Source organism: Methylobacterium sp. CM6257 (genome assembly GCF_054611515.1).
In genome coordinates this window covers 3,888,217-3,899,698 of the sequence record NZ_CM137735.1, presented here as the reverse complement: position 1 = coordinate 3,899,698, position 11,482 = coordinate 3,888,217, and the positions used below count along the sequence as shown (strand labels likewise).

Sequence of the window (11,482 nt, the reverse complement as noted above, 5' to 3'; positions counted from 1 at the left end):
GTTCGGTCCGCTCGGCGGATCGTCATCCCACCGGATCCCCTCATCCTGAGGTGGAGGCTGGGATCGGCGGTCGTCACGCCTTCCCCGGAAGCTTGGCCCCCGAGACCTGCGCGTAGAGCCTGGCCACGGAGGCGTCGTCGTCCCGGCCCATGCCGGCGCCCGAGGCCATCAGGAACATCTGCAAGGCCGCCGCCGCCACGGGGACCGGGTATTTCTCCGCCCGGGCCATGTCCTGCACGATGCCGAGATCCTTGACGAAGATGTCGACGGCGCTCTTCGGAGCGTAATCCGCGTCGAGGATGTGGGGCACCCGGTTCTCGAACATCCAGGAATTGCCCGCCGATTTGGTGATCACCTCGTAGACGCGCCGGAGGTCGAGGCCCTGCTTGGCCGCGAAGGCCATCGCCTCGCAGGCGGCGGCGATATGCACCCCGGCGAGCAGCTGATTGATCATCTTGAAGGCCGCGCCCTGGCCGGCTTCGTCGCCGAGCTCGTAGAGCGTGCCGGCCATGGCATCGAGCGCCGGGCGCGCCTTGGCGAAGGCCGCCGCCGAGCCCGAGGCCAGGAAGGTGAGCCCCCCGTCCGCGGCGCGGGCGGCGCCGCCGCTCATCGGGGCGTCGAGGTAGTGGCGGCCGGTGGCCTCCAGCCGGGCCGCCAGCGCCCGGGCGACGGCCGGGTCCATGGTGGCGGAGGAGACGAACACCGCGCCTTCCGGCATCGCGGCGGCGGCGCCGCTCTCGCCGAACAGCACCGCCTCGGTCTGGGCCGCGTTGACGACGACGCTCACCACGACGTCGGCGCCCTGCGCGGCCTCGGCCGGGCTGGCGGCGCCCCGGCCGCCGGCGGCCTCGAAGCGCGCCACCGCCTCCGGATTCACGTCGCAGGCGGCGACGGAAAAGCCCGCCCGCAGGAGCGAGCCGGCCATGCCCGAGCCCATGGAGCCCAGGCCGATCACCGCGGCGCGGTTGGTGTGCGTGTCGGTGGTCATCGGGGATAGATCCTGCATGGGGTGGCGAGCCTCGCCGTCGCCGCGTGGGGCTCGGCCCCCCTCTCTCGCACGGGAGGGGGACGCGGCGCGCTTGGATCGGAGCGTCAGCGGTTGACCATCCTGGCCGGCGTGACGAACACGCAGACGGCCCCGACCACCAGCATGGCGGCCAGCGCGTAGAGGCCGGCGGCGGTGCTGCCGGTGGCGTCGCGGAGCGCCCCGATCACGTAGGGGCTGACGAAGCCCGCCAGATTCCCCACGGAATTGATCAGCGCGATGCCGGCCGCCGCGCCCGCGCCGCTCAAGAACGCCGTGGGCAGCGACCAGAACAGGGGCGAGCAGGTCAGCACGCCGGCCGCCGCCACCGAGAGCGCCGCGATGGCCAGCGTCGTCGAGCCGGTATTCGCCGACACCACGAAGCCGACGGCGCCGAGCAGGGCCGGAATGATCAGATGCCAGCGGCGCTCGCGCATCCGGTCGGCGCTGAGGCCCAGCAGGACCATCACCACCGCCGCGCACAGGAACGGGATGGCGCTGATCAGGCCGATGTTGAGGTTGCCCTGCACGCCCGACGCCTTGACGATCGTCGGCATCCAGAAGGTCAGGCCGTACTGGCCGGTGACGAAGGCGAAGTAGATCAGGCTCATGAACCACACGCGCCCGTTCCGGAAGACGGTGGCGATCGAGTGCGGGCTCGATTCCTTGCCTTGGTTGTCAGCGGCGATGTCGCGCTCGAGGACCTGCTTCTCGGCGTCGGTCAGCCACGTCGCCTCGGAGGGACGGTTATCGAGGTAGAAGAACACCGCGAGGCCCACCAGCACCGCCGGCACCGCCTCGATCAGGAACATCCACTGCCAGCCGGACAGGCCGTGGGCGCCGTTGAGCGCGTCCATGATCCAGCCGGAGAGCGGGTTGCCGAAGATGCCGGACACCGGGATCGCCGCCATGAACACCGCGATCACCTTGGCCCGGCGATGGGCCGGGAACCACGAGGTCGTGTACAGGATGACGCCCGGATAGAAACCGGCCTCGGCCAGCCCCAGCAGGAAGCGCATCCCGTAGAAGCTCCACTCCGAGTTCACGAACAGGAACGCCCCGGAGATCAACCCCCAGGTGATCATGATCCGCGCGATCCAGACCCGGGCGCCGACCCGGTGCAGGATCACGTTGGAAGGGACCTCGAACAGGAAGTAGCCGAGGAAGAAGATGCCGGCGCCGAGCCCGTAGACCGTCTCGGAGAACTTGAGCTCCTGAGACATCTGGAGCTTGGCGAAGCCGACATTCACCCGATCCAGATACGCCACCACGTAGCAGAGCATCAGGAACGGCACGAGGCGCCAGAAGACCTTGGCGTAGGTGCGGTCGACGAAGGTCTGCTCGTCGGCGGGTGCGGCGGCACCCCGCAGCGGTGCGGCTTGAACCGGCATCGGCGTTCTCCCTGGGCCGTACCGCAGGGCGGACGGACGATGGTCTTCGCCGCTCGTCGGACGGCGCTGGGGCGGTGCCATATCGCCATTTGGCAGCGCTGCCAATCCAGTTGTGCGACATAATGCAGGCGGCTATGTCAGGTGCCGGATCGGCGAGGACGGGCTTCCCATTCACGCCCTCATCCCGAGGCGCCGGAGCGTCGCGGAGGTCTCGAAGGAGGGCTCCAGGGATCGCGCGGCCTCTGGAGGGCTCCTTCGAGGCCCGCTGGCGCGGGCACCTCAGTTGAGGGCGCGGGTGGGAGGAACGACCGTCGCCGTCAAAAGAACCGCGCCGGGAGAAGCGGGGCCATGGACGACGTTCAGCCGCCGGGGCGGCTCGTGACCCTCACCGACGTCGCCCGCGCGGCGGGGCTCGGGGAGAGCACGGTCTCGCGGGTCCTGCGCAACCACGGCTCCTATTCGAAGCGCGCCGGCGAGCGGGTGGCTGAGGCGGTGGCCCGGCTCGGCTACGTGCCGAACCGCCTCGCCGGCAGCCTCGCCGGTCCGGGGGCGAGCGCGCAGCTCGCCGGGATCGTGATCCCGTCGCTCGCCAACGTGGTCTTCCCCGACCTGCTGCGCGGGCTGACCGCGGCGCTCGATGCCGAGGGCATCCGGTGCGTGATCGGGGTGAGCGACTACGACCCGGACCGGGAGGAGGCGCTCGTGGCCGCGCTCCTGTCGTGGCGTCCGGCCGCGCTCCTCCTCACCGGGCTGGAGCACAATCCCGGGACGGTCGCGCTCGCGAAAGCCGCGGGCGTGCGGGTGGTCGAGATGATCGACACGGACGGGGCGGGGATCGACGCCGTGGTCGGCTTCTCCAACCGGGCCGTGGGGGCGGCGAGCGCCCGCCATCTCGTCGCGCGCGGCTACCGCCGCATCGCCTATCTCGGCCACGACCTCGCGGTCGACCTGCGCGCGGGCAAGCGCCTCGCCGGGTTCGAGGCCGCCCTGGCCGAGGCCGGGTTGGCGCTCCAGGCCAAGGAGATCCGGCCCGGGCCGTCCTCGCCGGCCTCGGGCCGGGCCGGGCTGGAGGCGCTGCTGGCCCGCCATCCGGACCTCGACGCCGTCTACTTCTCCAACGACGACATGGCGCTCGGCGGCTACTTCGCTTGCCTGTCCGCGGGCTTGGCCGTGCCGTCGCGGATCGCGCTGTTCGGCTTCAACGGGCTCGACTTCGCGGCGGCGATGCCCCAGCCCCTGTCGACGGTGCGCACGCCGCGCCTGGAGATCGGCCGGCAGGCCGCTGCCTGCCTGACGGGCGACGACCCGAAACGCATCGATCTCGGATTCGAGTTGATCGAGGGAGCGACCGCATGAACGACGAGAGCCGGCTGCGCGAGGAGATCTGCCGCTACGGCCGCTCGCTGTTCGAGCGCGGCCTGACGCCGGGCTCGTCGGGCAACATCTCGCTGCGCCTGCCCGACGGCGGCTGGCTGGTGACGCCGACCAACGCGTCACTGGGCTTCCTCGACCCGGCGCGGATCTCCCGGCTCGACGGGTCCGGGCGGCTTGTCTCCGGCGACAAGCCCACCAAGGAGATCCCGCTGCACACGGCGCTCTACGAGAGCCGGAGCGGCGCCAAGGCCATCGTCCACCTGCACTCGACCCATGCGGTGGCGGTCTCGATGCTGCCCGAGATCGACCCCCGGCAGGTGCTGCCGCCGCTGACGCCCTACTACCTGATGCGCACCGGCGGCACGGCGCTCGTGCCCTATTACCGCCCGGGCGACCCGGCGGTGGCGGACGCGATCCGGGGGCTCGCGGGCAAGTACAGTTCGGTGCTGCTGGCCAATCACGGCCCGGTGGTGGCCGGCGACAGCCTGGAGGGCGCGGTCTTCGCCACCGAGGAGCTGGAGGAGACCGCCAAGCTCTACCTGCTGCTGCGCAACCTCAACCCGCGGCAGCTCAGCCCGGGGCAGGTGGCCGATCTGGTGAGCCATTTCGGTCTGACCCTGCCCGAGCCCGATGACCACGCCGGTCACGACCACGGGTGAGGGGCGGCTTCCCCGCTCTCCCCTCAGACCACCTCAGGATGAGGCGGCGGGTGGGAGCGAAGGCGTGGCGCGCCTCACCCCTCGATCTTCGAGAATTCCGCCACCTCGCGCGTGGCGGCGCGGAGCGCGTTGAGCAGCAGCAGGCGGTTCTCGCGCAGCGTCGGATCGGGCGCGTTGACGGTCACGTCCTGGAAGAAGGCGTCCACGGGCGCGCGGAGCGTCGAGAGCGCCTGCATGGCCCCCGCAAAATCCTCCCGCGCAACGGCGGCCGAGGCCGTCTCCCGCGCCTTGGCCAGGGCCTCGGCGAGGGCCCGCTCGGCCGGCTCGCCCGCGGCGGCGAGGCCTGAATCGGGCGCGGCATCGTAGGCGCGGCCGTCCTTCTTCTCCTCGATGCGCAGGATATTGGCCGCGCGCTTGTAGCCCGCGAGCAGGTTCTTGCCGTCCTCGGTGTCGAGGAATCTTCCGAGCGCCTCGACGCGGCGGACCACCATCAGCAGGTCGTCCTGGCCGGGCAGGGCGAAGACGGCGTCGATCAGGTCGTGGCGGGCGCCCTGGTCGCGGAGATAGACCTTCAGACGGTCGGCGAAGAAGGCGAGGAGGTCCGCGGCGTTTGCACCGGCACGCGCGGCGAGGCCGCGATCCGCCGCGCCGACCTGTTCCAGCAGGCGCAGGCGCAAGCCGCGGTCGAGGATCAGCCGGATCACGCCCAGCGCCGCCCGCCGCAGGGCGAACGGGTCCTTGCTGCCCGTGGGCTTCTCGTCGATGGCCCAGAAGCCCACCAGCGTGTCGAGCTTGTCGGCCAGCGCCACCGCGATCGAGACCGGATCGCTCGGCACCCGGTCGGAGGGACCGAGCGGCTTGTAATGCTCCTCGATGGCGGCGCAGACGCTCTCGCCCTCGCCCTGCAGCGCCGCGTATTTCCGGCCCATCAGGCCCTGCAGCTCGGGGAACTCGCCGACCATCTCGGTGACGAGGTCGGCCTTGGCGAGGCGGGCGGCGCGCTCGGCCAGCGCCGGATCCGCGCCGACCAGAGGCGCGAGGTCCTTCGCCAGCGCCGCGATGCGGGCGATCCGCTCGCCCTGCGTGCCGAGCTTCTCGTGGAAGACGATGCTGTCGAGCTTGGGCAGCCGGTCTTCCAGGCGGGTCGCCTTGTCGGTCTCCCAGAAGAACTTCGCGTCCGACAGCCGCGCGCGCACCACCCGCTCGTTGCCGGCGGTGATCGCCTGCCCGCCGTCGCGGGCCACGAGGTTCGAGACCAGGATGAAGGCCGGGGCCAGATCCTCCGAGCCGCCCTTGCGCAGGACGAAGCACTTCTGGTTCGCGCGGATCGTCGCCCGGATCGCCTCGGCGGGGATGTCGAGGAACGAGTCCTCGAAGGAGCCCATCAGGACCACCGGCCATTCCACGAGGCCGGACACCTCCTCCAGCAGGCCCTCATCCTCCACGAGGTCGAGGCCGCGGGCGAAGGCGAGGTCGCGGGCGTCGTGCAGGATCACGTCCTTGCGCCGGTCGGCGTCGAGGATGACCTTCGCCCGCTCCAGGGCCTGGATGTAATCGTCGAACCGGCGCACCTCGATCGCCTCGGGCGCGAGGAAGCGGTGGCCATAGGTGATCGTGCCGGCCGCGATCCCACTTACCGAGAAGGGGACCACCTCCGGGGTCTCGGTCTCCGGCCCGAAGGTGGCGACGATCGACTGCAGCGGGCGCACCCAGCGCAGGGAGCCGGGCTCGGCCGAGGCCGCGCCCCAGCGCATGGATTTCGGCCAGGGGAAGGTGCGGATGATCTCGGGCAGGATCTCGGCCAGCACGTCCAGCGTCTCGCGGCCGGGGCGCTCGATCACCGCGAGGTAGAACTCGCCCTTCTTGGGATCGGTGACGGTCCTGGCCTGATCCAGGCTCGTCAGCCCTGCGCCCTTCAAGAAGCCCTGAACGGCGGCCTCGGGGGCGCCGACCCGCGGGCCGCGGCGCTCCTCGCGCACCGCCTCGCCCCGGGCGGGCAGGCCGGCGATGTGCAGCGCCAGCCGGCGCGGCGTCGAGAACGCCTTGGCGCCCTCGTACAGGAAGCCGCGCTCCACCAGCGCGTCGGTGACGAGCTTCTTGAGATCCTCCGCCGCGCGCCGCTGCATGCGGGCGGGGATCTCTTCCGAGCGGAGTTCGAGCAGGAGGTCGGGCATGGGGCGGCCATATCGCCGCGCCGCACACCTGTCGAGGGTCGGCGAGCCGGGTTGCCCCCGGCTGTCAGCGCGCCTCGCCCTTGAGGATGGTCGAGAGCTGCCACTTCCGGTCGCCGATCGCGTGGGCGTCGGACACCTTCCAGCTCCCGTCCTCGCGCACGAGGTCGTAGACGATGGAGTTCGCGCCGTTCCCGCCCTTGCGCTCCACCGTGACCTTCGCCTGGTCCTTGCCCTCGCCGGCCTCCTTGAAGGTGAGGTTCTTCACCGTGTCGGGCTTCAGGGGCTCGCCGTTGAGGCGATAGTCGAAATCGAGGTTGCCGGTGGCGCCGTTGGCCTGCTTGGCGTCGGCGTCGAACAGGCCCTGGAGACGCTTCGTGTAGACGGAGGAGTGATTCGGGTGCGGCTCGGCGTAGAGCTTCTTGACCACGGCCTCCGGACCGGGGTCGGCCGCCAGCGCCGGGGCGAAGCCCAGCGCGAGGACGCCGAGGGCGAGGAGGGTCTGTTTCATCACGAGGTTCCCGCGTCTGCGGACGCGCCGAAGCGCGCCGGTTGGCGGGGGTTGCAACGCGCGAGGGCTCAAGGGGCTCCGCCGGCCGCCGTCTTCAGCCACGCCGCCCCGCAGGCCTTGGCCAGTTCCCGCACCCGCAGAATGTAGCTCTGGCGCTCCGTCACCGAGATCACGCCGCGCGCGTCGAGCAGGTTGAAGACGTGGCTGGCCTTGATGCACTGGTCGTAGGCCGGCTGGGCCATGCGGTGGCGTTCGCCCTCCGCGACGGGCGCGCCCGCGTCGAGGTAGGACCGGCAGGCGGCCTCGGCGTCCGTGAACTGGCGGAACAGCATCGCCGTGTCGGCCGCCTCGAAGTTGTGCCGGGAATATTCCTGCTCGGCCTGCAGGAACACGTCCCCGTAGGTGATCCGGTCCGCGCCCTCGGCGCCGTTGAAGTCGAGGTCGTAGACGTTCTCCACCCCCTGGACGTACATGGCGAGCCGCTCCAGCCCGTAGGTGAGTTCGCCCGCCACGGGGGCACACTCGAAGCCCGCCACCTGCTGGAAGTAGGTGAACTGGGACACCTCCATCCCGTCGCACCAGCATTCCCAGCCGAGCCCCCAGGCGCCCAGCGTCGGGCTCTCCCAGTCGTCCTCGACGAAGCGGATGTCGTGGAGCTTGAGGTCGACGCCGATGGCGGCGAGCGAGGCGAGGTAGAGTTCCTGCAGGTTCGGCGGGTTCGGCTTCAGGATCACCTGGAACTGGTAATAGTGCTGGAGCCGGTTGGGGTTCTCGCCGTAGCGGCCGTCCTTGGGTCGGCGCGAGGGCTGGACATAGGCCGCCTTCCAGGGCTTCGGGCCGAGCGCCCGCAGGGTGGTGGCCGGATGGAACGTGCCGGCGCCGACCTCCATGTCGTAGGGCTGGAGGATCACGCAGCCCTGCGCCGCCCAGAATTCCTGCAGCGTCAGGATCAGACCCTGGAACGATTTTTTCTGGGACATGGGTGTCGGAGGCTCAGGCATCGCGCGGCGGGTCGGGCCGCTGGCGGGCCGGTTTAGGTGCGGGCGGGCAGGGGTGCAAGGCGAGCGGTGCAAGGCGCGTCCCCTAAGGTGCGCGCCGTCCCGGTTGCGCGGGCGGGCCGGATGGTGATCCGATCCCTGCCCTGCACCCGGAGGGAATCATGGACGGCGGCACGACCGGCATCGCGATCCGCCCGATCGGTCCACAGGATCGGGACGCTTGGCTGCCGCTCTGGCGCGGCTACCAGTCCTTCTACAAGGTCGACCTGTCGGGACCCGTCACCGACACGACTTGGCAGCGCCTCATCGATCCGGCCGAGCCGGTCGACGGCGCCCTGGCGTGGCGCGGGGCCGAGGCCTTGGGGCTCGTCCACCACATCCGCCATCGCTCGGCCTGGACGATCGGCGACTACTGCTACCTGCAGGATCTGTTCGTAGCGGATGGCGTCCGCGGCCTCGGGATCGGCCGACGGCTGATCGAGCATGTCTACGCGGTCGCGAAGGCGGCCGGCTGCTCCCGCGTCCATTGGCTGACGCACGAGACGAATACCGACGCGATGCAGCTCTACGACCGGATCGCCGAGCGGTCGGGGTTCGTGCAGTACCGGAAGATCTTCTGAGCACCGGCCCCCCACGTGCGGCGGGACACGCAAGCGTGGCGGTTTTTGGGCGATAGCTGGAACCGCCAAGCCGACGGCCAAGTTAACGCCGCAACAGGGGATATCGGCACCTCGATGCTGCCGAACACGACCGGAAGACCAGCCATGCGCAATGTTCGCAACGTTAACAACTTCGGCCGCAAGAACATCGCCGTCTTCGCTGCACTGGCAATCTCGTCTCTCGTCGCCACGCCGTTCGTGATGAGTGCCAGCCGCGCCCTCGCCACCCCGGAAGAGCAGGCCGTCGCCGCGACCCTGCGGGTCGAGCCGGTGGAGGTCACCCCCGTGGCGGCGGCGCCCAAAGCCGAGAGCACCTGCCTGCGCAAGGTGCGCGTGGTCTACGGCGGCTACGGCCAGCCTGCGGATGGCTGCGCCGCCCACTGAGGCGCCCCGTCCCGGGGACTGCCTGCCCCGGACGCTCGTCAGGCCGCTCCGTGGGCGGTGGCGAGCCCGGCCAAGCGCTTGAGGTGGAGTTCCTCCAAGTCGATCTCCGCCTCCAGCATCCGGAGCACCGAGCTGTGGATGCGGTTCTCCCGGTGCAGGCCGATCAGCGCCGACCGGCCCGACCGCACCGCCAGAAGCGCGGCGGCGAAGTGCTCGGATTTCTCGGCCTCCAGCGCCTCGCGCTCGTCGCGGTCGCGCGCGGTGGCGCGAACCCGCCGGCGGTACTCCTCCACGAGGCGCGGGTGCTGCAGCGTGCCGGATTCCGGGGCCACCAGCCGCTCCAGGGCGGCGAGGCCCGCCTCGTTGACGACGACGCGGGCCATGGCGGCGTCGAGATGGCCGTCGGGCAGGCGCGCGGTGGGATCGAGGCGAAGCCGACGGATCAGCGGTCCGAGGGTGGTGCCCTGGACCAGCACGGTGAACAGGATGACCACGAAGGCCGCGACCAGGATCGCGTCGCGGCCGGGGAAGTTCACCGGCAGGGCCAGGGCGGCCGCGAGGGTTACGACTCCGCGCATGCCGGCCCAGCCGACGATCAGCGGCACGGCCGGATCGGGGCGCGGCTCCTCCGCGCGCGCACGGGCCGACAGGGTCCGCCGGAGATAGACCGCCGGGAACACCCACAGGAGCCGGGCGGCCACGCAGGCCGCCGTGACGGCGAGCGCCAGCGGCAATTCCCCCGCAAGCGACCCGAACGCGCCCCCGGTCCGCGCCAGCACGCCGCGGAGCGCCAGCCCGATCAGCACGAAGACCAGCGCCTCCAGCACGAAGACCACGAATTCCCACACCGCCACGGCGTGGCGCCGCGCGTGGGCGTCGAAGGTCTCGTGCTCCCGTCCGCCCATCATCAGGCCGCAGGCCACCACGGCGAGCACCCCGGAGGCGTGGACCTCCTCGGCGAGGAGATAGGCGATGTAGGAGGCGAGGAAGCTCAGCACCGTGATGGCGTTGGCGTCGTGCAGCCGCCGCACCAAGGCGTTCACGGCCATGCCGCAGGCGAGCCCCACCGCCACGCCGGCCACGGCCAGCCACGCGAAGCTGCCGGCGGCCGCCCAGGCGCTGAAGCTGCCCGTGAGGGCTGCCGCCACGGCGAACCGGTAGAGAACGAGGCCCGAGGCGTCGTTCACGAGGCTCTCGCCCTCCAGGATCGTGATCATCCGGCGGGGCAGGGCGACGCGGGCGAGCACCGCCTTGGCGGCGACGGCGTCCGGAGGCGAGACGATCGCGCCGAGCGCGAAGCAGGCGGCCCAGGGCAGGGCTGGCATGAGCGCGTGGGCGACGAGCCCGACGATCAGAGTGGTGAACAGGACCGCGCCGAGCGACAGCGACAGGATCGGGCCCAGGCTCGCCCGGAAATCGCGCCAGACGGTGAAGTAGGCCGATTCGAGCAGGAGCGGCGGCAGGAACAGGACCATGATCAGGTCCGGATCGAGGTCGAAGGCCGGCAGGCCCGGGGCCGCCGCCAGCGCCATGCCGCCGAGGACCAGGGCGGCGGCCGGCGGGAAGCCGAGCCGCCCGGCCGCCAGCGAGAGCAGCAGAGCCGCACCGAGGAGACCGAGGATCAGCTCGAACAGGGCAACGGACGTCATCGATCGGTCCCGGCGCCGGAACTCCGGCAAGCTCGGCTGTTCTAGACCGCTTCCCGTCTGCATGGATACCATCCGGCAGCGGGCGGCGGATCAGGCCGGGTGTCGCCTTCGGACGGGCGCGCCCCGCGCTACAGCGCGCCCTCGCGCACCGCGCCCGGATCGGCCAGCGCGTGGAGGATGCGGGCGGCGCTGTGGGCGAAGCGGAGCGTCACGGCCTTGCGGCGGGCGCCGCTCAGCGGATGCTCGGGGGGCTCGCGCAGGATCCCGGCGCCGTAGCCGTCGGCGACGATCAGGCCGCATTCCTCCGGGATCAGCGTGTCCGGGAGGTCCTCAGGGATCGCGAAGTAGAAGCGGTCGCAGAAGTCGCGGTAATCCGGCCACTTCCGGTCGGCGCGGAAATCCGCCACGCTCGACTTGATCTCCACGATCGTGAGCTTGCCCGCCCCGCACAGGGCGATGACGTCGGCGCGGCGCCCGTTCGCGAGGGAGAATTCCGGCAGGGTGACGCAGCCCATCTCGGAGAACAGCCGGCGCACGCCGCGCTGGATGCGCAGGGCGGTGGGCGATTGCCGGCGGTCGGCGGGCAGGAGCGCGTCGGCGGCCGGGGAGGCCGGAGGCAGGACATCGGGTCGGCCGAGGGCTACGGACATCGTCTCGTCGGG

11 protein-coding genes are annotated in these 11,482 nt (G+C 71.3%); 4 read left to right on the top strand and 7 right to left on the bottom strand.

From position 1 onward, the window contains the following. Positions 1-73: 73 nt before the first annotated feature. Entirely contained in the window at positions 74-988 is a 915-nt protein-coding gene (ltnD, locus tag ACYCO6_RS19040; RefSeq protein ID WP_459762213.1) for an L-threonate dehydrogenase, read from the bottom strand. A 104-nt stretch (positions 989-1,092) separates the two neighbouring features. Beyond that, positions 1,093-2,415 (bottom strand): MFS transporter, encoded by a 1,323-nt coding sequence (locus tag ACYCO6_RS19035; protein WP_459762211.1) that lies wholly within the window; start codon positions 2,413-2,415, stop codon positions 1,093-1,095. A 348-nt stretch (positions 2,416-2,763) separates the two neighbouring features. Between ACYCO6_RS19035 and ACYCO6_RS19030 the strand changes: the two genes are divergently transcribed. Together ACYCO6_RS19030 and otnC are read left to right on the top strand one after the other, a co-directional pair. Beyond that, positions 2,764-3,771 (top strand): LacI family DNA-binding transcriptional regulator, encoded by a 1,008-nt coding sequence (locus ACYCO6_RS19030; protein WP_459762209.1) that lies wholly within the window; start codon positions 2,764-2,766, stop codon positions 3,769-3,771. Further along, positions 3,768-4,448: a 3-oxo-tetronate 4-phosphate decarboxylase gene (gene otnC / locus ACYCO6_RS19025; RefSeq protein ID WP_459762207.1), complete on the top strand. Its 681-nt coding sequence runs from the start codon at positions 3,768-3,770 to the stop codon at positions 4,446-4,448. Before ACYCO6_RS19030 ends, otnC begins: the two co-directional genes overlap by 4 nt. A 74-nt stretch (positions 4,449-4,522) precedes the next feature. Here the strand turns inward: otnC and glyS are convergent, their stop codons facing one another. From glyS to ACYCO6_RS19010, 3 genes are all read right to left on the bottom strand, one after another. Beyond that, positions 4,523-6,622 carry a glycine--tRNA ligase subunit beta gene (gene glyS, locus ACYCO6_RS19020; protein ID WP_459762205.1) on the bottom strand — a complete coding sequence of 700 codons (2,100 nt, stop codon included), beginning with the start codon at positions 6,620-6,622 and terminating at the stop codon, positions 4,523-4,525. 64 nt (positions 6,623-6,686) lie between these two features. After that, complete coding sequence (locus ACYCO6_RS19015; protein ID WP_459762203.1) at positions 6,687-7,130, bottom strand: hypothetical protein; 444 nt, start codon at positions 7,128-7,130, stop codon at positions 6,687-6,689. A 68-nt stretch (positions 7,131-7,198) separates the two neighbouring features. Continuing rightward, on the bottom strand, positions 7,199-8,110 hold the full coding sequence (locus ACYCO6_RS19010; RefSeq protein ID WP_459762201.1) for a glycine--tRNA ligase subunit alpha: 912 nt from the start codon (positions 8,108-8,110) through the stop codon (positions 7,199-7,201). A gap of 179 nt (positions 8,111-8,289) precedes the next feature. Between ACYCO6_RS19010 and ACYCO6_RS19005 the strand changes: the two genes are divergently transcribed. Both ACYCO6_RS19005 and ACYCO6_RS19000 read left to right on the top strand, forming a co-directional pair. Next, positions 8,290-8,748, top strand: a complete 459-nt coding sequence (locus tag ACYCO6_RS19005) for a GNAT family N-acetyltransferase (RefSeq protein WP_459762198.1) — start codon at positions 8,290-8,292, stop codon at positions 8,746-8,748. A 144-nt stretch (positions 8,749-8,892) separates the two neighbouring features. Further along, positions 8,893-9,171: a hypothetical protein gene (locus ACYCO6_RS19000; protein ID WP_459762196.1), complete on the top strand. Its 279-nt coding sequence runs from the start codon at positions 8,893-8,895 to the stop codon at positions 9,169-9,171. Positions 9,172-9,209: 38 nt separating this feature from the next. On the opposite strand, the gene ACYCO6_RS18995 is transcribed toward ACYCO6_RS19000, so the two are convergent. Both ACYCO6_RS18995 and ACYCO6_RS18990 read right to left on the bottom strand, forming a co-directional pair. Beyond that, positions 9,210-10,820: a Na+/H+ antiporter gene (locus ACYCO6_RS18995; RefSeq protein ID WP_459762194.1), complete on the bottom strand. Its 1,611-nt coding sequence runs from the start codon at positions 10,818-10,820 to the stop codon at positions 9,210-9,212. A 128-nt stretch (positions 10,821-10,948) separates the two neighbouring features. After that, complete coding sequence (locus tag ACYCO6_RS18990) at positions 10,949-11,470, bottom strand: MmcB family DNA repair protein (protein ID WP_459762192.1); 522 nt, start codon at positions 11,468-11,470, stop codon at positions 10,949-10,951. Between the last annotated feature and the right edge of the window lie 12 nt (positions 11,471-11,482).